Origin of the sequence: Microbulbifer sp. A4B17 (assembly GCF_003076275.1) — a bacterium.
Lineage (GTDB): Bacteria > Pseudomonadota > Gammaproteobacteria > Pseudomonadales > Cellvibrionaceae > Microbulbifer.
This window is the reverse complement of record NZ_CP029064.1, coordinates 1,417,424-1,438,026: the sequence shown is the minus strand read 5'-3', so window position 1 is coordinate 1,438,026 and position 20,603 is coordinate 1,417,424. Positions and strand designations below refer to the sequence as shown.

At 49.0% G+C, this 20,603-nt stretch carries 18 protein-coding genes; 10 read left to right on the top strand and 8 right to left on the bottom strand.

What is annotated here, in order from left to right; genetic code table 11:
- Positions 1-334: 334 nt before the first annotated feature.
- Positions 335-1,666 carry a sugar MFS transporter gene (locus BTJ40_RS06375; protein ID WP_108732305.1) on the bottom strand — a complete coding sequence of 444 codons (1,332 nt, stop codon included), beginning with the start codon at positions 1,664-1,666 and terminating at the stop codon, positions 335-337.
- Positions 1,667-2,189: 523 nt separating this feature from the next.
- On the opposite strand from BTJ40_RS06375, the gene BTJ40_RS06370 reads away from it, so the two are divergent.
- Together BTJ40_RS06370 and BTJ40_RS06365 are read left to right on the top strand one after the other, a co-directional pair.
- Complete coding sequence (locus BTJ40_RS06370; RefSeq protein ID WP_157953924.1) at positions 2,190-3,362, top strand: sensor histidine kinase; 1,173 nt, start codon at positions 2,190-2,192, stop codon at positions 3,360-3,362.
- Positions 3,359-4,198: a LytTR family DNA-binding domain-containing protein gene (locus BTJ40_RS06365; protein ID WP_108732303.1), complete on the top strand. Its 840-nt coding sequence runs from the start codon at positions 3,359-3,361 to the stop codon at positions 4,196-4,198. The genes BTJ40_RS06370 and BTJ40_RS06365 overlap by 4 nt, the downstream gene beginning before the upstream one ends.
- A 146-nt stretch (positions 4,199-4,344) precedes the next feature.
- On the opposite strand, the gene BTJ40_RS06360 is transcribed toward BTJ40_RS06365, so the two are convergent.
- From BTJ40_RS06360 to BTJ40_RS06330, 7 genes are all read right to left on the bottom strand, one after another.
- A complete protein-coding gene (locus tag BTJ40_RS06360; protein WP_108732302.1) occupies positions 4,345-5,607 on the bottom strand; it encodes a sugar MFS transporter in 1,263 nt (420 codons plus the stop codon).
- Between the two features lie 553 nt (positions 5,608-6,160).
- Positions 6,161-7,117: an acetyl-CoA carboxylase carboxyltransferase subunit alpha gene (locus BTJ40_RS06355; protein WP_108732301.1), complete on the bottom strand. Its 957-nt coding sequence runs from the start codon at positions 7,115-7,117 to the stop codon at positions 6,161-6,163.
- A 93-nt stretch (positions 7,118-7,210) separates the two neighbouring features.
- On the bottom strand, positions 7,211-10,729 hold the full coding sequence (dnaE, locus tag BTJ40_RS06350) for a DNA polymerase III subunit alpha (RefSeq protein WP_108732300.1): 3,519 nt from the start codon (positions 10,727-10,729) through the stop codon (positions 7,211-7,213).
- A gap of 58 nt (positions 10,730-10,787) precedes the next feature.
- Positions 10,788-11,003 carry a DUF1289 domain-containing protein gene (locus BTJ40_RS06345; protein WP_108732299.1) on the bottom strand — a complete coding sequence of 72 codons (216 nt, stop codon included), beginning with the start codon at positions 11,001-11,003 and terminating at the stop codon, positions 10,788-10,790.
- Positions 10,996-11,532, bottom strand: a complete 537-nt coding sequence (locus BTJ40_RS06340; protein ID WP_108732298.1) for a gamma carbonic anhydrase family protein — start codon at positions 11,530-11,532, stop codon at positions 10,996-10,998. Before BTJ40_RS06340 ends, BTJ40_RS06345 begins: the two co-directional genes overlap by 8 nt.
- Positions 11,533-11,630: 98 nt before the next feature.
- A complete protein-coding gene (locus tag BTJ40_RS06335; protein ID WP_108732297.1) occupies positions 11,631-12,152 on the bottom strand; it encodes a methylated-DNA--[protein]-cysteine S-methyltransferase in 522 nt (173 codons plus the stop codon).
- Positions 12,149-13,615 (bottom strand): DNA-3-methyladenine glycosylase 2, encoded by a 1,467-nt coding sequence (locus BTJ40_RS06330; RefSeq protein WP_108732296.1) that lies wholly within the window; start codon positions 13,613-13,615, stop codon positions 12,149-12,151. The genes BTJ40_RS06335 and BTJ40_RS06330 overlap by 4 nt, the downstream gene beginning before the upstream one ends.
- A gap of 726 nt (positions 13,616-14,341) precedes the next feature.
- Between BTJ40_RS06330 and BTJ40_RS06325 the strand changes: the two genes are divergently transcribed.
- The 8 genes from BTJ40_RS06325 to BTJ40_RS06285 all read left to right on the top strand — a co-directional run bounded on the left by BTJ40_RS06325 (position 14,342) and on the right by BTJ40_RS06285 (position 20,601).
- Positions 14,342-15,070, top strand: coding sequence for a hypothetical protein (locus BTJ40_RS06325; RefSeq protein ID WP_108732295.1), 729 nt, complete (start codon positions 14,342-14,344; stop codon positions 15,068-15,070).
- 101 nt (positions 15,071-15,171) lie between these two features.
- On the top strand, positions 15,172-16,287 hold the full coding sequence (locus BTJ40_RS06320) for an ATP-binding protein (protein WP_108732294.1): 1,116 nt from the start codon (positions 15,172-15,174) through the stop codon (positions 16,285-16,287).
- Positions 16,271-17,011: a hypothetical protein gene (locus BTJ40_RS06315; protein ID WP_108732293.1), complete on the top strand. Its 741-nt coding sequence runs from the start codon at positions 16,271-16,273 to the stop codon at positions 17,009-17,011. The genes BTJ40_RS06320 and BTJ40_RS06315 overlap by 17 nt, the downstream gene beginning before the upstream one ends.
- Positions 17,012-17,596: 585 nt before the next feature.
- Positions 17,597-18,073 carry a GNAT family N-acetyltransferase gene (locus BTJ40_RS06310; RefSeq protein ID WP_108732292.1) on the top strand — a complete coding sequence of 159 codons (477 nt, stop codon included), beginning with the start codon at positions 17,597-17,599 and terminating at the stop codon, positions 18,071-18,073.
- Positions 18,074-18,198: 125 nt separating this feature from the next.
- Positions 18,199-18,441 (top strand): hypothetical protein, encoded by a 243-nt coding sequence (locus BTJ40_RS06305; protein ID WP_157953923.1) that lies wholly within the window; start codon positions 18,199-18,201, stop codon positions 18,439-18,441.
- 349 nt (positions 18,442-18,790) lie between these two features.
- Positions 18,791-19,345 carry a hypothetical protein gene (locus BTJ40_RS06300; RefSeq protein ID WP_108732290.1) on the top strand — a complete coding sequence of 185 codons (555 nt, stop codon included), beginning with the start codon at positions 18,791-18,793 and terminating at the stop codon, positions 19,343-19,345.
- Positions 19,346-19,772: 427 nt separating this feature from the next.
- Positions 19,773-20,138: a hypothetical protein gene (locus BTJ40_RS06290; protein WP_108732288.1), complete on the top strand. Its 366-nt coding sequence runs from the start codon at positions 19,773-19,775 to the stop codon at positions 20,136-20,138.
- 64 nt (positions 20,139-20,202) lie between these two features.
- On the top strand, positions 20,203-20,601 hold the full coding sequence (locus tag BTJ40_RS06285) for a hypothetical protein (protein ID WP_108732287.1): 399 nt from the start codon (positions 20,203-20,205) through the stop codon (positions 20,599-20,601).
- The last annotated feature ends 2 nt before the right edge of the window (positions 20,602-20,603 follow it).

Genomic DNA, 20,603 nt, shown 5'->3' with positions numbered 1-20,603 from the left:
TCCGGCTAACTTTGGAGAAATACTTCCAAAGCTGTGCAACCAGCGCGCTTCAACTATCGCCTTATTTATTATGCCGCCCATCAACTGCCTAAACAGGTCTGAGCGGTCTGCTTCCACTGGGCTGAAATATTGAAGATAACCTTCAAGTCCACCCCTTGTTGGAATCTAGCTCTACTGAGTCCACTTTCAGCAAATAGTCACTAGTGTGAGTCGCAACTATTTTGTGGGCACAGTTCGCAATGACAACAAATTGCAGTACTTGCCTCTACAGGCCAATAGAAATCCGATGGGCTGGTCCAAATCACAGACAAGGCGGAAAGGATAAATAAGCGCTCTACTCCACTGCGCTACCGCGTAGAGTCCTGGAAAAAGCGCCGTAGTAAACGATGTAGCAGTAACAAACCAGAGGGACCAGAAATGAGTACTGGATACCCGCGCTATCAGCCAGCATCCCCTGGAAAAGAGGAATAATTGCACCACCGACAATTGCCATACACAAGACACCACTACCCTGGCTGGTATGTTTGCCCAGCCCGCGCAAAGCCAAGCTGAATATGGTGGGGAACATAATCGAGTTGCACAGTCCCACCGCAACTATGGACCAGACCGCGATCGGGCCAGACGTCATCATCGCAATGGCAATAAGTACCACTGAGCCCAGGCCACAAACCGCCAGGGTTTTTCCCGCAGAGACAAAACGCAGCAAAAAGGCCCCAGCAAAGCGCCCAATCATCGCCCCGCCCCAGTAATAGGAGACGTACTTTGATGCTTCAAGAGGAGCCATCTTTGCCACTGATGGCTCCCCAAAAAAGCTCACCAGGAAGCTGCCGATAGCCACCTCAGCGCCCACGTAGGCAAAAATACCTACAGCTCCCAAGGTCAGCCTGGGAAAGCGCCATAGTGAAAATACATCGTGGTTATTTGCCTCTACTCCCTGCTGATGCTCGGGAATAGCTGGCAACCTTATCCAGGAAAAGAAAGCCACCATCACTAAAAGAAGTACGGCTAACCAGAAATATGGGGTCTCTACGAGCGCCGCTTCACGAGCCCTGAACTCGACGATACTCGCCGCTGTATCCGGATCGGCAGCAATGGTGAGTCCCGCAAAGAAAACCGCACCGCCAATCACCGGTGCCAAGGTAGTTCCCAGGGAGTTAAAAGCCTGGGTCAGATTCAGTCGACTGGGGGCCGTGCGAGCACTGCCAAGCGCAATTACATAGGGATTCGCGGATACTTGTAGCAGGGTAATTCCGGACGCGAGTACAAACAGCCCCAGTAAAAAGACCTCATAGATTTGTAAGCGGGCAGCGGGAATAAAGACCAGACATCCCGCACAGGCCACCAAAAGCCCCAGCACCAGCCCAAGCTGGTAACCAACTCGCCTTAGCAACATGCCGGCCGGCACAGATACGAGGAAGTAGGCAGCAAAAAAGTAAAACTGCACCAAGACTGCCTTGGTGTAACTCAACTCAAAAACATTTTTCAGGTGTGGTACCAGCACATCGTTCAGGCCGGTAATAAATCCCCAAATCAGGAACAGGGACGTGAGTGCAATTAAATTGATATAGCGCGGGGCAGCGCCGGCCGCTACTTCGGCACGGGCATCAGTGTCATATTTAGCCATCTCGCTCGAGGAGAACCCCGATTCGGGCAACATCTGGCTCATCGGAAACCGATCCCCAAATCTAAACTATTTCTTACTAGCGGCTGTTTCATTCACCCGGAATTTTTTCCGCCATCACTAATTTTCAGCAGAAGCCAACATAACCCCTGCGACTGTAGATTCATTAAGCAGGCACAGAGCCTTGCACATTTTTACCACAATTAACGACAACTACCTATCCACTCAACCAAATTTCAAATTAACCCTATTGACCAGATAGACAACCTAATGGTGTCTCGCTGAATAAACAGAAATACCTCTGAAATTAGAGGCCGGAGAAGGCCGGGTCGATTAAATCCTCTTTAAAAAGAGAGAAGAGTTGTCTTCTCAATCGAGATTGCCGAAAATTACTCGACTATTCACCCCAAAATCAGATAAAAAGGACCTTAACAGGGATGAGCCGGAAGCGTGGCGCTCTCCCCTCTGGCGGGTCACGTTTCTGCAAGGTAATATTTCGCGGATAATAATGAACGCGACGATGAGCGTCTATCCCGTCCTTTCCACAATACTAAATATGCGGGACATCATGCAGTACTCGACCCGTCTAGATACGAGACCGAACACTGAAATTCAGTCGACCCGCTGGTTTTGGAAACTTCAGCTGGTCAGCTGGATTAGCATACTGCTGGTCACTTTTCTTTCGCTGACCCTGTGGCACTCCCCCACCGAGTGGCCGCACTTCGAACCGGTTAATACCATTTTCCAGTGTGCTGTCGCATTTTTTCTATCCCTGTTTCTAAAACCGATTTTTGATGTCGCCTGGGAATCAGAACTCGCTTTCCGCACCGTGATCTACCTTTTGGCTGTCGCGGTTATTTCAGGAATATGGACCCTGGTTCGCATGGAGGCCTATATACGCCTCAGCGGCGAACACTCAATCTGGTCTGAGTTCGGCGGCTGGTACTACGCCTCTTTATTTGTGTTTTTATTCTGGAGCGCCTTGTACTGTGGGGTAAAATATCACTTCCTACTCAATGAAGAACACAAAAAAATGCTGGAGGTCGCAGCAGTACATGAACGGGAGCAGCTCCGCAGACTTCAAGCAGAGGCCATTGCCAATGAAGCACAACTAAAAATGTTGCGCTACCAGCTCAACCCACACTTTCTCTTCAATACGCTCAATTCCATTAACGCCCTGATTCGCTTTCAGCAAGCTGACGAGGCTCGAGAAATGGTTGTGCGTCTTAGCGACTTTTTAAGGCTCTCCCTAAAAGAAGACCCTATGCAGAAAGTTGAGCTTGAACGAGAAATTGAAGCCGTACTGCTCTACTTGGAAATTGAGAAAACCCGCTTTGCCGACAGATTGTCTGTAGACCTGTCGATCGATGAAACCGTTCGCCGCGCACATGTACCCAGTATGCTGTTACAACCACTAGTAGAAAACTCAGTGAAATATGCCATAGCCCCCAACGAAATGGGGGGCACAATCGGTATCCATGCACACAACACTAATGATCGCTTAGTACTGGAGGTCTACGACACTGGCTGCCCAGACCAATCGACCAGTGGCTGCGGCCCGGAATCCTCCTCAACAGGAGTGGGGCTCAAAAATGTGCGTGAACGTCTATCCACGCTCTACCCTCAAAATTTCAAAATAGAACAAAACAAAAATTCTGATGGCGGTATGCAAGTACTCATCAATATCCCACTGGAAACTTCCAATCAAACAACCCACCTGACACAGGGAGAAGTTCAATGAGCAAGCTCAGCGTCGTACTGGTGGACGACGAACCCCTGGCCTTACGACTACTCAAAAGTATGCTGGAAGAACGCAAGGACCTGGATATTCTCGCCTGTTGTCGCAATGGCAGGGAAGCTGTTCAAGCAGTCTCAGAGCATAATCCAGACCTTGTTATTCTCGACGTACAGATGCCGGGAATGAACGGTTTTGATGTAGTACGAAACCTGCAGGCTGACACCATGCCCCTGGTGATCTTTGCCACAGCCTACGACCAATATGCCCTCAAAGCATTTGAAGTCCACGCGGTCGACTATGTACTTAAGCCTCTCGATCCACGTCGACTGGAGACCGCCCTGGATCGAGCCAAGCAACGCCAGGCACAGTTGCTATCCAAGGGAGAGGATGGCCATCAGGAAGAAAAAAATCGCCTGATGCGATCCTTCGAAAGCAGTGCCGGCAAAACCTCAAGCGGAGAGAGCGCCGCTGCTTCACCCCAGCGCCTTGCCATTAAAGACCGGGGCAGTATCACCATGGTTAGCCAACCGGATATCGAGTGGATCGACGCTGCTGGCGACTATATGTGTGTGCATGCCAAAGGGGAAACCCATGTAATGCGCAGCACCATTAAAGACCTGCAAAAGCAGCTCTGTCCGGATACCTTTAAGCGCATCCACAGATCCACACTGGTTAACCTGAATTTTATTGTACACATCAAGGTTCTGACCAAAGGCGAGTACTTTCTCACCCTGAGCAGCGGTGCAAAGCTGAAAGTAAGCCGCAACTATCGCTTACCGATTAAAGAATTTCTCGATTCCAACAAACAGTCTGATCTAACTGCCCCCCAAGCTTCCTAACCCCCAACCTCTCTAAAACTGGCAGGGATCGCCGGTACCCCCTCCCCCCACAATCAAATACATTTCAAATTGGCCATTTATTCCGGACACAAAAAAGCCGGCATAAAAATGCCGGCAAACGAGCTCAGAAGAGAAGAAAAGAAAACTTAAGCGCGTTTATCTGTACGGTGTCCTGAGAGACCGTAGTAGAGAATATAGAGGTAACAGAAGATCGGCAGAACGAACGCCAATTGGATACCAATTTGGTCAGCCAGAAGCCCCTGTAACAACGGCACAATGGCACCGCCTACAATGGCCAGGCATAAGATTCCGGAGCCCTGACTGGTCGATGGGCCCAGCTTGGCCAGCGCCAAACTAAAGATAGTCGGGAACATAATAGAGTTGCACAGACCCACAGCCAGTACCGCCCACATCGCCAGATAGCCGCTACCCGTAACAGTAATCAACAACAATACACAGGAGCCGATAGAGCAGATTGCGAGCACTTTGCCAGCAGAGATAAAGCGCATAATTAAAGCGCCGGCAAAGCGACCAACCATAGCGCCACCCCAATACAGGGAGATATAGAAGGCGGCTTCAGATTCTTCCAAACCGGCGATGGAATCCTCAGCGATAAAGTTCACCAGGAAGCTGCCGATAGAGACTTCGGCACCTACGTAGACAAAAATAGCGATCGCGCCCAACACCAAGTGACGGTAGCTCCAGGCGGAAGCGGCTTCAGTATTGGAAACAGACTCAGAAGTTGCACTACTGACAATTGCTGGCAAATTCAAAAATGCGAAGACGATAGCCAGGATCGCCAACGCGGAGGCCAGGATCAGGTAGGGAACTTCAATAACAGCAGCACTGGCAGCACCCGCTGCAACGCCGGCAGCTGGTAAAATCAGCAATGCACCAAATTGAGGGGCGATAGTAGTGCCCAGGGAGTTAAAGCCTTGGGTCAGGGTCAGGCGGCTGGGCGCCGTGCGCTCATCGCCCAGTGCTGTTACATAAGGATTGGCGGAAACCTGTAAAATAGTAATACCGGAAGCCAGAATAAACAGTGCACCGAGGAACAGTGCATAGACTTCCATTCTTTCAGCGGGGATAAACAGCAAACAGCCTACCACCGAAATACTTAAGCCGGTCACAATCCCTTTCTGATAACCAATTTTACTGACCAGGGCACCGGCAGGCAGGGAAACTAGGAAATAAGCACCAAAAAAGCAGAACTGCACCAGCATTGCCTGGGCATAGTTCAGCTCGAAAATTCCTTTCAAGTAGGGAATCAAAATATCATTCAGGCAGGTGATAAAGCCCCACATAAAAAATAGTGAGGTCAGCGCCACCAGGGCAAACCTGTGCCCCGACTGGTCACCCGTCGGTATCTGTGCAGCTTCCGTTGCTGTATTACTCTGCATTATTGCCATAATTATTAATCCTGAGACTTCAGCTCACAGGTCTCTCCGGTCGATATTTTTATCCGAGCAAACCTGTGCCTATTGCACCAATCTTTATTGTTGGTACTTTCTATCATGGAGGCAGCGCCGCCTCAGAGGGCTTTTCGATAAGGGGGTTCAAAATGGAGGCAGCGTGGACATACAGCGGCCGTCAAGCTCCAGACTGCCTGCTACCAGGCCAGTTGCGCCGCTCTCTCAACGGCTTCTCTCGAAAGAGTAGATCAACCTGTTTGAGTACGTTATTTCCCTCCAAGACTTCCCGGGAGTCCAATAACCTATCTACATTGACAACCCTGACCACAAAGCGGTCTTGTAAATAATGGGTTTTTCAGACAGAAGGACAGCGAAAGGGAAAACTCAATCGCGCGGAAAATGGCACACAATCGCTAGTATCTATGAGTAGGGAAAGAAGGGGATAGGAAGGAAACACCAGCCGCGCACAAGAGCAATAAATTTATACACTTGGCGCGGCGGGAAAGGATCAAGGGAGCCTCTGAACAACTCCCTAAATCAAAAAAGCAGCTTAGGAAACGATATTGCCGTAGCTCATCAGGCGCTGATAGCGCTTCTCCAGCAGCTCATCGATGGGGATGCTGCTCAGCTGGTCCAGCTGCTCACTGAGACGGTCTTTGAGGCTATTGGCTATTGCATCCGGGTCGCGGTGAGCGCCACCGAGAGGTTCGGGGATGGTTTCATCCACAATACCCAACTCTTCCAACACGCTGGAAGTCACCCCCATCGCCTCAGCGGCCAAAGGCGCTTTCTCGACAGTTTTCCAGATGATGTTGGCGCAACCCTCAGGGGAAATCACAAAGTAGGTGGAGTACTGCAGCATGTTCAGCTGGTCACCCACACCTATCGCCAGTGCGCCACCGGAGGAACCTTCACCAATTACGGTACAAATAATCGGCGTGCGCAGGCGGGACATCACTGCCAGGTTCTGGGCAATGGCTTCACTGATTCCGCGCTCCTCACTGTCGATACCTGGATAGGCTCCCGGAGTGTCGATCAGGGTCAGAACCGGCATTTTAAAGCGCTCGGCCATTTCCATAACACGCAGGGCTTTGCGGTAACCTTCCGGCTTAGGCATACCAAAGTTGCGCGCAACCTTCTCGTTTACAGAGCGGCCTTTCTCTTCACCAATCACGGCTACCGGCTTGCCATTTAAGCGCGCGATACCGGCGATAATCGCCTTGTCGTCACCAAAGTGGCGGTCGCCGTGCAGCTCATCCCAGTCGGTAAACAAGCGCTCGATATAGTCCTTTGAGTAGGGACGTTGCGGATGGCGGGCTACCTGTACTACCTGCCACGGGCTCAAATCGGAGTAGATGGACTCAGTCAGGGTTCTACTCTTCTCCCGCAACCGGGTAACTTCATCGGCGATATTCAGCTCGTTATCATCACCCACAAGCTGCAGCTCTTTTATCTTGCCTTCCAGCTCTGCAATGGGCTGCTCAAACTCGAGAAAATTAAAATTCATGAAATCTGCGCCTTTAACTCTTTTTGTTACCACCGGGCTATCACAGCGGCATAGCTTAACTGTACAGAACCAGCCAGTCGAGCCTGGTAGACTTTAACGCCGTTCTGCGTATTGAAGCGCCACCTGCTCACGCCCCAGAAGCTCTCTGAGGGACTGAATCATCTGGTCATTCGGTTCTACGTTCCACTGCGGCGGCAGTCGGTACAAGCCCCGGGCATCGTGGCGGGAAACCTCAAGGCTCACCCCGCACTGACCACCGGTATAGGGTTGCAGGCATGCGGCCAGCCGCTTGGCCAGCCCCGGTGCCACACTGCCGCTATCCACTCGCAAACGCACCCCGGTCACCCGGCTCTGGCGCAGCTCATCGAGCGTGGAAACGCTGTTCACTGTCATCTTCAGGCCGCCGCTGTAATCGTCAGTGGCAACCGGTCCATCCAATACCAGCAATGCATCTTTGGCCAACTTGTCTCTATGTTCGCCAAAGGCCTCGCTGAACATGGCCGCTTCAATACGGCCACTGCGGTCATCCAGGGTAACAATAGCCATGGAATCACCGCGTTTTGTTTTCATTACCCGCATCGCCACAACCAGGCCCGCAACTTTTTGCGATTCCCGGCCGGGTTTCAAATCGGCGATTCGCGCCTTCACCAGGTGTTGTAACTCACCGGCATACTCGTCAATCGGGTGCCCGGTGAGATACAGACCCAGGGTATTCTTTTCGCCTTCCAGGCGCTCGCGGATACTCCAGCAGCGTGTGCGACGGAAATCCTCGTACACATCGCCTTCCGATGCCTGGGGCACCACTTCGCCAAACAGGTCCATCATGCCCGCATTGGCATTGGCCTTTTGCTGTTCCGCCGCTTTTACCGCTTCATCCAGCGCGTTAAACAACACTGCGCGGGAGTAATCCAAGCCGTCGGCACCATTGGTATCCGGGCCTATGCTGTCCAGTGCCCCAGAGCGCACCAGTGCCTCCAGCGCGCGCTTGTTCACCTTGCGTGGGTCAACCCGCGAGCAGAAGTCGAACAAGTCAGTAAAGGGACCACCCTCTTCCCGCGCCGCAATAATATTTTCAATCGGACCTTCACCCAGGCCCTTAATCGCACCGAGACCGTAGATAATGCGATTGTCGATATCCACCGAGAACTGGAAGCTACCCAGATTCACATCTGGCGGCACCAGCACCAGCTCCATGGCTCGGCACTCTTCGATAAAGGTCACCACCTTATCGGTCTTATCCATATCCGAAGACATGGTCGCCGCCATAAACTGGGCGGGATAGTGCGCTTTCAGCCAAGCGGTCTGGTATGACACCAGTGCGTAAGCCGCAGAGTGCGATTTGTTAAAACCATAGCCTGCGAACTTCTCTACCAGGTCGAAGATCTTAATCGCAAGTTCGGGGTCAATTCCTTGCTCTTTTGCCCCATTTTCAAAAGTGGCCCTCTGTTTGGCCATTTCCTCCGGTTTCTTTTTACCCATCGCACGACGCAACAGGTCGGCACCACCGAGGGTATAGCCCGCCAACTCCTGGGCGATCTGCATAACCTGTTCCTGGTAAACAATAACCCCGTAAGTGGGCTCCAGGATCGGTTGCAGTTTTTCGTGCTGGTATTTGGCATCCGGGTAGGCCACCTGGGCGCGACCGTGCTTACGGTTAATAAAGTCATCAACCATGCCCGATTGCAGCGGGCCCGGACGGAACAGGGCCACCAGGGCGATCATATCTTCCAGGTTGTCCGGCTGTAGGCGCTTGATCAGGTCCTTCATACCCCGGGATTCCAGCTGGAATACCGCCGTGGTCTCTGCTCTTTTAAGCATTTTGAAGGTTTCTTCATCGTCCAGCGGTAGCGCAGCAATATCCAGGGGTTCCTCACCCTCACGCGCACGGGTCTCGTCCACCATGCGCTTGGCCCAGTCGATGATGGTCAGCGTCCGCAGGCCGAGGAAGTCGAACTTCACCAGGCCCGCATCTTCCACATCGTTTTTATCGAACTGGGTTACCAGACCCGCGCCGGTCTCATCACAGTAGAGCGGCGCAAAGTCGGTAAGCTTGGTGGGGGCGATAACCACACCACCGGCGTGCTTACCCACGTTACGGGACACACCTTCGAGTTGCAGGGCCATCTCCCAGATTTCCTGGCCCTCATCGTCGTGGTCGAGGAATTCCCGCAGGATCTCTTCCTGGTCGAAAGCCTTTTGTAGGGTCATGCCCACATCGGGGGGAATCATTTTGGACAGCTTGTCGGCGAGGCCGTAGGACTTGCCCTGCACCCGCGCCACGTCCCGCACCACCGCCTTCGCGGCCATGGTTCCGAAGGTGATAATCTGGCTCACCGCCTGGCGACCATAGTTGTCCGCAACGTAGCCAATTACCCGATCGCGCTTCTCCATACAGAAGTCGATATCGAAGTCAGGCATCGAAACCCGCTCCGGGTTCAGGAATCGTTCGAACAGCAGGTCGTATTGCAGCGGGTCCAGATCGGTAATGTCCAGCGAGTAGGCCACCAGGGAGCCGGCACCGGAACCCCGCCCCGGACCCACCGGGATATCGTGGTCTTTGGCCCACTGGATAAAGTCCATTACGATCAGGAAGTAACCGGGGAATCCCATCTGGATAATGATATCCAGCTCAAAGCGCAAGCGGTCTTCGTAGACTTGGCGGCGCTCGGCATAGTCCGCAGCGGACTTGTCGAGGATGGTGGCGAGGCGCCGCTCCATACCTTCATAGGAGACCTTTTCGAAGAACTGGTCTTCGGTCATACCCTCGGGAATCGGATATTCCGGCAGGAAGTATTTACCCAGCTGGATCGGTGCGGAGCAGCGCTTGGCGATCTCCACGGTGTTTTCCAGGGCTTCGGGAATATCGCCAAACAGCTCCCACATCTCTTCCGGTGTGCGGAAATACTGCTGCGCAGAATAACGGCGTTCGCGACGAGGGTCATCGAGAGCGCGGCCTTCGTGAATACAGACGCGCACCTCGTGGGCCTCGAACTCGCTCTCATCCATAAAGCGCACGTCGTTAGTGGCTACCACTGGCAAGTTCAGGTTCTGGGCCAACTTCACCGCCGAGTGCAGGTAGTCCTCATCGCCGGCGCGACCGGTGCGCTGTAATTCCAGGTAGTAACGGCCGGGAAATAACTCCGCCCACTCCCGTGCCAGCTCCTCTGCCTGGGCGCGGCGCCCCGCTACCAGGGCACGGCCCACATCGCCGTACTTGGCACCGGACAGCATCAGTACCCCTTCGCTGTACTCCTTAACCCATTCGCGCTTGATATAGGCATTACCGTGGTACTGGCCCTCCATCCAGGCGCGGGAAATCAGCTCGGTAATATTGCGGTAACCATCGGCGTTCATCGCATAGAGCGTGATCAGCGTTGGCTTGCCCTCACCGCCTTCGCTGAGCCAAAAATCCGCTGCGGTAATCGGCTTGATACCGGAACCCAAACAGGCCCGGTAGAATTTAATCTGCCCGTAGAGGTTGCACTGGTCGGTAATCGCCAGGGCTGGCATTTCCAACTCCTGGGCGCGGGCGATGGCCGGCTTGATTCTTACCAGGCCATCGATCAGGGAAAATTCTGAGTGAATTCTTAGGTGGACAAAGGGTTGGGTCATAGTCGCATTTAGTTCCGGGCCCTGCGAGGCCCGGCCCCGACAAAGCGCTATCGATTGTTTACCAGATTCGGCCCATTTGCCGCGCGCGCTCGGTGCAGAGCTTTAACACTGCACGGCGCTCATCATTGTTCATGGAGCCCCAGCGGCTGATTTCGTTACCACTGCGAAAACAGCCCTCGCACAGGTCCTGCTCATTCAGGGCACATACGGAGATACAGGGGGATTTCACCGGGCGCTCTTTCGGCTCCACGGTTTTTACCGGTTGTTCAGACATCATTAGCCTCAAGCGGGACCAGTTCACTGGCGAAATGTTTGCCGTTGGCCGCATAGTGATCGCTGCTGGCTTTGAGCAGCTCGTAGGTGGCGGGATCGAGAGATTTTACTACCTTGCCGGGAGAGCCCAGCACCATAGAGTAATCGGGGATTTCTGTGCCCTCGGTCACCAGCGCATTGGCGCCAATGATACAGCACTTGCCGATTTTGGCCCGGTTTAAGATCACGGCATTGATACCAATCAGGCTGTAATCACCAATGTCACAGCCGTGCAGCATCACTTTATGGCCTACGGTGACACCGGTGCCGATGGTTAATGGCACACCCACATCGGCATGCAGTACCGAGCCATCCTGTACGTTACTGTATTCACCGATAGTGATCGGCGCACAGTCACCGCGCACCACCGCGTTAAACCATACGGAGCTGTGCGCAAGCATACGCACATCTCCAATCACATGGGCACCGGGCGCAATATAGTGGCCCTCACCTTCCAGTTGTGGCTGTTTATCCCCCAATCTGTACAGCATTTGGCCTCCGGCTCGATATGATTATGAACCGCTCATTATCTCGCGCCAAAGAGGCCGTGGCTAGGGAGAGATGATTACGCTTTTCCCAATATTACCCGTTAGAGCAGCTCGCCCTGCTGGATAAAGTTGGCACCCTCAAGAGTGAGTAAGCGCGCTTTCAAAGACAGGCCGCCGGCGTAGCCGGTAAGGCTGCCATTGGCACCGATTACGCGGTGGCAGGGAATAACGATGGCAATCGGGTTCGCACCATTGGCCCGCGCCACTGCACGGATAGCCCGTGGCTGGCCCAGCCACTGGGCTTGCTGGCTGTAACTGCGGGTTTCGCCAAAGGGAATTTGCAACAGCGCATCCCAAACCCGGCGCTGAAATTCAGTGCCCTTTGGCGCCAGAGGCAGATCAAAATTTTTGCGCTGGCCGACGATATATTCCCGCAACTGCTGGGCGGCCAAATCTGTCAGCTCCGAGGCGCCCCGCTGCCAACCGGCCCCCAAACGCAATGGTCGTTCATCGTCATAAAACTGGAGTGCAACTATCCCCCGGGAAAGCCCCTCCCCTTCTTGCTCGCAGGCCGCGATGGCAACATCACCCAATTCCGTGGTGTAACTCTCATAGACAATCATTTTTTCTCTCCAGATTTCAGGGACTGCCACAACAAAATGGCTCCATATGCCCGCCAGGGCCGCCACTGCTCTGCCCGCTCCAGGGCCTGCTTGGGTTTTGCCTTTTCACCATCACTGCCCAGGGCTTGCAGAATACCCAAATCCGACACGGGGAAAGCATCCGGCATCGACAGGCCACGCATAGCAATATAATGCGCCGTCCAATCGCCAATACCCGGCAGTGCCGTGGCTTGGCTGCACCAATCCTCCAGGGACTGATCGGCAAAACTCACACGGCCATCCAAAGTTGCGGCAACAAACTCCTGTAGGGTTTTCATCCGAGCCCGAGTCAAGCCCAGATCGGCAAAATCCGCCTCGGCGAGACGCTCCGCCGTTGGGAATAAAAACCGCTCTCTGCCAGCATCATCCACAAAAGACTCCCCGTAGCGAGCCACTATACGTCCGGCAATAGTGGTCGCCGCCGCGACACTGATCTGCTGACCGAGAATCGCCCGCAGTGCATATTCGAATGGGTCCCAGGCACCGGGCAAGCGCAGGCCCGGATTCTTCGCCAACTGATCCGCCAGCAGTGGATCTTCATTTAATACCGTCTGGATCTCCTCAATATCCGCATCCAGATCAAACAGCCGGCGCAGGCGCTGGTTCAGTAGGTATAACCCTGCCCCACCTTCCTGGCCAAAAACCTCCACTACCAGGCGATTGCGTTCCGGATCGAGGGAAACCTCCATCACGCCGCGACAGGCATCCAGTTCGAAACTGCGTGAATAGACCTCCCCCTCCACCTGCTCTACCCCGGCCAAAGCGCGAGTTCCCAAAAAAGCCAGGAGTTGTTGCCAATCTAATGGCGGGCGGTAATCCAGGTACAACCGCACCCGTGTGGCACTCGCCTTCTCCGCGCGCACTGCGTGTCCCTCCCTGCGCACCTCGGATGGGGTGCGCTGATAGATCTGTTTGAATACGCCGTTAAAGCGTCTCAAGCTGTTAAAACCGGACTCGTAAGCGATTTCAGCAATAGGCAGGTCCGTATCCCGCAGTAAACGAAAAGCAAACAGTGCCCGCTCGGTTTGCCAAACTGCCAAGGGGCTTACCCCCAGGTGCTCAGAGAACAGACGACGCAAGTAGCGGCTGCTGACTCCGAGACGCTCTGCCAGTCGCTCCACAGATTGAGGCTCGCGCTCACTGCGCATCAGTTTTAAAGCGCGCTGCACGGTGGTCGATACCAATCCCCAAGCTGGACTGCCCGGCGCAGAATCGGGTCGACAGCGCAGACAGGGCCTAAAGCCCGCATTGGCCGCCTCCGCCGCAGTCTCAAAATAAGTAACATTGCGCTCCAGCGGAGGCCGAGCGGGACAGATCGGGCGGCAGAAAATGCCGGTTGTTTTCACTGCGGTATAGAAGCACCCATCAAAGCGCCGGTCTCGGGCCAATCGCGCACTGGAGCAAACTGCTGCATCAATCTTCATAAGTTTCTCTCGTTTCTGACTACCAGTGTATGGATTGGACGGTATCGGAACTAGTCATAAACGGAACTGGCCATTTTGGGGTGTAGACTTGGAAGTCAGGAAAGTGAGATCTAGAGGGGAAGAGGCCAATTGGGCTCTCTTAAAATACCTCTCCCAAAGAATGCCTCGGTTGAGAAGTCGCACCTAAGGAAGCTCTGAACAACTCCTTAGTGCCTCTGGCTTTCAGAACAGTTCACAGTCAAGGCGCAGCTACGCAGAAATGTCTAGGCCTTTAAGGAAGTCGCAACGCGGAGTTGAATCGCTCTGTAAGCCAGAGGCACCACGAAATCACCCAGTGATTCTTTAGCTTTGCAAACAACTAGGCCGTTGCTTTGCTCAACACCAGCTCTATATGTGTTAGCCCCAGCGAGTAATAAAAAGGTGTACAGAGATATTTTTGATTAGTTTGACTGTTATTTTTTCAGAATGGCTTTAATAGGTGAAAATTTTTTGGAAAATAATTGATTACAAAGTGAGTCCATATTTGGGATGTATACCAAAGTAATCATTTTTATATTTGTTACGATTGACATAAGAGCAGGTAGGCTTTTGATTTGAATAGCATTTTTTAGGCAAGGCGTAAGATTGATTCCAGGATGGCAATAAGGATAATAGTGGTCAGAATGATCTCTATGTAAATAGTTAGGCAGAAGGAGGGTTCGCATCAAAGCATTATTGAGAAATCTTATGCCAGAAATGTTAGGAGCTATTTTTGCAGTCGTTCTTATGGCATTTGCGTATGTTTTGCTCTCTTTTTCATTGGAAGTAACCTCATCTCAAGGCTTTCCTAAATTGGCTGACAAGGTCGTGAGAGGAGAGATCAGCTTATTACCTGTCACGGTTATAGTGGCAATATTACTTTTTATAGTTAAGGAAGTGTTAGAGCTTTTCAAAAAGGGACGGGAATCAAAGAGAAAGCTCTTCGCTTATATGTCATTAATTTCTGAAGAATTAGAGCTGAACCTGTGGGCACTGAAGCGGTTACTTAAGATTGTCACTGACATAGAAAATCAGGAAGAAGACCACCCAAACGCTAATTACACGCTTCTTATAAAAGAATCAGGTCAAGAATATATTCATGGATATGATGGAGATGATTTGATAGAGAGCTGTTCGATACCGATAGTGCACGATAAGTACTACGAAAAGTTTATTGCTAGCATTGCAGAGCTAGATGCCAACTTGTTCAATCTTGCTCAATGGTCGTACGAAGAAGTGCGAAATATGGGCCACGTTAGAACTGGATTAATTAAGGCGCTTCTAGCTGAAGAAAATAATGAACCCTTCCCACATGACTTAAGGAAGAGTGGATTTTTAGACTACGCAAAATCTGAATTGGCAGATACATTTACAGCAATGAATGCACTCTATAAAGAGTGTACTGGTAATGAGTTACAGCAACACAGAATCAGATAAGCCTAACAAACATATGTTGTCAAACTGGTTTTCCGCTACGCTTCAAACCGGCCACAAATGTGATCGTTAGATTTCCGAAAGATAGAGGAAAAGAGGTATGAGTGAATAGTTTAAATTTAGTATCACTTCAAATTGATGATACTCACATCCATTTCAAAGATGGGCCGAATTACATCATCGGCAACAATGCAACAGGAAAGACCACCATATTTAATTGTATTAAATATGCACTCGGTTTAACCAAGTCCATCTTGCATGGGCACATAAGCAAAATTGAGCTCAAGATTTGCATTAATGAATATGATTTTCAATTTAGAAGAGAGATTGGTAGTGCACATCTTTCCATTTCACACAAGGGCGAAACATATAAGTATCGTGCACTATCAAAGGAGCTAGATGAATTCTTAAGAGATGCACTTTCACCCACTTATACATATGGCAGTGACACGGAATCTGTTTTAGCACTGTTGGATTTTTGCTTTCTATCAGAAGAAAGATCAACCAACAGGCGCCAGCAGTGGGAAGCTATTAACTTAATATGTGGCATAAATGTATCTTTAGTAAAATCCGTTGAAAAAGACATACACACCTTAAAAAAAGAAGTTTCTAAAAACATTGAAACTGAAAGGATTGTCGATGAATTTTCCAGATCACTGGCAGTTAGGCTGAATGAAAACGTAAAGATCGAAGATTTAGATGACATAATTGAATTAACCAAAGGGCGGTTCTTTGATGAGTTCAGAGAGAAAGAATACTTACTAATTAATGCCACCTCAAAACTCGAGAAAATAAAAGAGCGATCCGACTTTGAGCTAAGATCTAAGGTTTCTGAAATAGAAGATGCATTTTTTAGCCTCAATCAATACGTGGGATTTGAAAGGAGATTTTTTGATGACTTGGAATTATTTATAAAAGATCGAAGCAAAACCATGTCGTACAGAGAGGAGACATTTTCTAGATTCATACTAGTTCTAGCAATTGCAAAAGTCGCCAAAGAAGGCATTTATAATTTCCCCCAGCTAATTATCAACGACTGCTACCTGTCGTTTGACCTTGATAATAGGACACATCAAAAGTCCCTCAGTATTCTTGATGACCTAACGTCTAGAAATAAAGGGCTTCAATATATCGAGTTTACCTACAAAGATGAAGTTCCAAAGGAGCATGTAGTACTGAATCTAAATGCGCGAGGAGGCCTGCATGTCTTCAACAGTTAGCAAACTGGGCTGGGGTGAGAAAATATCTTTAGCGGTATCAACATTGAGCTTTCTAGTTGCATTCATTGGACTAGTTCTTAGTGATAGCGTATCAAATATAAGTAACAAGGCAGACATAGTTGCAGTTAATGACACTATCAAGCTAAACCCGCTCATTAGCCAGAATGGGTATATTGATACGCTTAATCTTAAAAATCGAGGACGATCTGCCTCAAAGAACATTAAGATAATAATAGGTTTTTCAGAAAAAATACCAAAATTCGAATTATCCAGCGATGAAAATATAGGCAGGCCAGAAGCTAAAGGGCGTAAGCTAAACATTTCTCTTGAGAGGCTATCAAGCAATTCGAACTTAAAAATAACAATGTTTTCGGAGTCGCCAATTTCGTATAACGTAAATTACATAGATGATAGTGGCAATCATAAGATCACGATGTACAGTGAGCCAGCTCAGCGAAGTATTCTGGATATGGTTCTGATACTCGTAATTGTAATTTCTTTATTGGCTATTGTATGGATCTATAGAAGAGCTTCCGAGAGTGCTTTGATGGCTGCACTCGACACCCATCAAAGTGAAATACAAGTCAAACTACGAGAAATGCGGGATGAAATAGGGAATATTGAAGTTGTTGTAAATGAACCAAGCAATACATCTACAACAGGATTGAACGAAAATGACAAAGGCATTGGGCAAAGGCTCGCAGACTTTATTAACAAAATCTAAATTAGGTAGCCGGTAGCTTCCAGCTATCGACCCCACACCACCCATCGTGCGCATCCACACTGGGTGGCTCAAATAGGACACCCATGAGTCATGCCCAATAATCACACCTCCGGCCTTTGAGGCAGGTGTTAGCCGTATTAACAGCACAAATAGGACACCCATGAATCATCAAGAACAGTCCAGGACACCCAAGAATCATGGCCCAACAGGGTTGGCGTCTTATGCTTTTTGTTCTGTGGGTGTCTAGATCTGTTGGTTCTGTCTAGATCTGTTGGTTGTTTCTAGTCCCAGCCAGCAACAAGAGGGCACACAGGAATATTTTTGATCAGTTTGACTGTTATTTTTCTAGAACGGCTTTGATAAGCAAAAATTTATTGAAATACAATGAGTTACAAAGTAAATCTATATTGAGGATAGCAGTCAAATTGATCACTTTTATATTTGGTACGACTGACATAAAAACAAGTAAGCTTTTGATTTGGATAATATTTTTTAGACAAGACGTAAGATTGATTCCAGGATAGCAATCTGGATAATAGTGGTCAGAATGAGTACTATATAAATGTTAACTGGTTATGGAGAGTTATGAAAATTCGTCACGCCACTCATACTGATGATCGGTTTATTCTTGAATTTTTGGTGAGAAACGCTCGCGATCATTTTAACCCTGTTTTTCTCCTGAAAAATTTTCAAGCAGGACTTATTGAGCAGTTTAAAAGAACTATAAACGATGGCGTATGTCCAATGCCCGACAAGGAGTATCCATCTAGTCTACAGGTGGCAGAAATAAGAGGTGTTCCAGTTGGTTTTATGTGGAATCTTCAGCGGACCAAAAATGAAACAGAGATTTATATGGTCGGTGTTGCTGTAGAACATCGTAAAAAAGGGATCTCTGAGGCTTTACTCAAAAATGAGCTAAGTAAATTCAAGTCAGGTCACAAGGTAACCTCAAGAGTAAAAAGAAAATCTTTAGCAATGAAGCACATTCTGAAAAAGCTAGGATTCGCAGGTAAATTTTACTTTCCCTATCGTTCTCAGAATTTTCAACTAGAAATCAGTTAGATCGGGTAGCCGGTAGTTTCTAGCGGAGCACCGAATCAGGACACCCATGAATCATGCCCAATAGGGTTGGCGGCTTATGCTTTTTGCTTAGTGGGTACCTAGATCAATTATTTCGAGGATTTTTTGTGAAAGAATGGGTTTTGATTATGACGATGAGCCTAGTGAACGAGCCAGGCTCATTGAACGATGTGCAGTTTGAGACGATTTCTGGATTTCAGACAAAAATTGCTTGTGAAGCTGCTTCAAAGAAAATATCGCTAACACTGTTACGCCAGGTGAGTAAGTTTAGGAGGCAGATGAAGGTTCCCAAAAATGAAGCTATTGATTTCCCCTCTGTTTTTTCAGATTGTCTCGAGGTGCAGAAATAGCCTGCACAACTAAGCCGGGCAGTATGCTCCGGGCCTTCGGCCCTCAGCGGAAGGAACACAAAAAGAACACAAAAAGTGCCACAAATAGGATACCCATGAATCATGCCCAATAGGGTTGGCGGTTTATGCTTTTTGTTTGGTGGGTGCCTCGATCTGTCTTCTCCTTCCGGCGTGTACCTTTTATTGTCTTACTTCACCTCATTTGGTAGCTTTACAAGCTTAGCGAAGTGTCCGGAAGTATTAAAGCACTACAGGAACGTAAAACGCTTGGCTTGCACTCCTGCGTCACCAATTCTAGCCAAGCATTTATGCGGCCATTAGTAATGGCGCTAAATTTAAGGAGAGACATATGCGATTCCTCGTAGGATCATATGGGAAATGGGAGTCACTAATATCGGCTATAGTTTTCTGTCTATTTTTATTCCTAAATTTCGTATTCTTTGCCGCTATCTTCGAGGGTACCTCGATAGATGACAAGTCAGAGTTCATGATTTTATTTGTTAATTGTGTACTCTTTGTAATTATCTCCCTTCCATTAATTACACGACTTTTAACTAAAATACCGGACAGTAAATTCAAGGAGTTCTTAGAGCTTCCTGACACAGATGAAAAGTTCACATATTCAAATCTATCAAGCTTCCTAGGCGACCAAGCGCTTTCATCATTCTTAGCTACTGTTCTAATAGTTACGGGGAGAGATGCTATCGCAACATATGGTGGTGGCCTGGCAGCTTTATATGTATCTTTCTTGTTCGTTGTGGCATTGATTTTAGCGGCCCTGTCACTCGTAAGGTTTATATCTCATTTCACTAGATATCACTGGTTTTATTATGCTCTTGCTGCAACATTATCAACATCAATAATGTTTGCCTTTTTTAATGTTGGTTTACGCCTTGGTGCATAAACACACAAATCACACAAATAGGACACCCATGAATCATGGCCCAATAGGTTTGGCGGCTTATCCTTTTTGCTTGGTGGGTGTCTAGATCAATTAATTTGTAGAGCAAGTAGAGCATGAAGACGATTTGTATATCTATCACGGCAAATTTCACCATGACCGTGTTTCTGTAACCGTCACCACTGGCCTAAATGATTTCACAGAATTTTCGTGCCTTTTTCTCGTGTTTGAAGGTGTTGCCAAATGGGGAAATGATCGAGAATGTGCACTCGACCTATATGAACACTTTCATTGCAAAGTTGTTTGTTCCCACGGAACAAACCAGTACAATCCATATACGTGGCTTCATATCTCCGATAAAGGTGAGGAAATTAGTGATAAAGCTTGGTAAAACACATAGCAAGCATAGGCAAGGGGCGTTAGGCATCTAATGAGAGTAATCGCACTTTTTATAGTTTTATTTTCATCACTAGCAATGGCCACGGAATTTGTGCCCCCTAAATGGTATCCACATAAAGACTATACACCGTCAGATAAAGTAATCCTGGCCTTCAATGCCGCTCAGGAATATTATGTAAAGAATGTAACGAGCACAAACCAACCTATTGATTATGAGTTTCATGCTTATGCAACAGATGGTGGCTATATCGTTTCAATTATGGTGCTTTATCGTGAGAAGGATGGCAGGCATAGCGTGGCGATGGATGGCGAACACTGTATCTTTTTGAATCAGCAATACATAATAAAAGAATCAAGGCAGTGCATAGCAACAGGACCAAATCCTTTAAAGCAGTGATATTTAACAACCCACAGCAATCGCTTCCATTGGTTGCTGGACGTTAAGCATACAGAGAAATATCGTGCCACGGTTAAAAAAAATATATATTTATGTAATTGCTGCATGCTTTATGATCGGATGCATTAATCACGTAGCAGATATCGTAAATGGTGGCCCTTTCCCATATACCTTCGCGCCATTCGGTTTTAATGTGTTCTGGACTGCATTGTCTGTAATTGATCTCCTTGTGGTGGTTTTGCTTATAGCTAAATTGAGAGCAGGCCTAATTTTCGCTGCCATAGTTATGGTGCTAGATGTTACCTTGAATTCATATGCTATTTACGGTGTAGGAGTGAAGCTTGCATTTTGGCCTGTACAAATTCAAACGCTATTTTGTGGCTTTGTTCTTGGAGCGTTACCGGCATTGTGGGACATAGCTCCTCGCCATAGTATGGTGGAGGCCAATGAGATAAGTGCTTAACA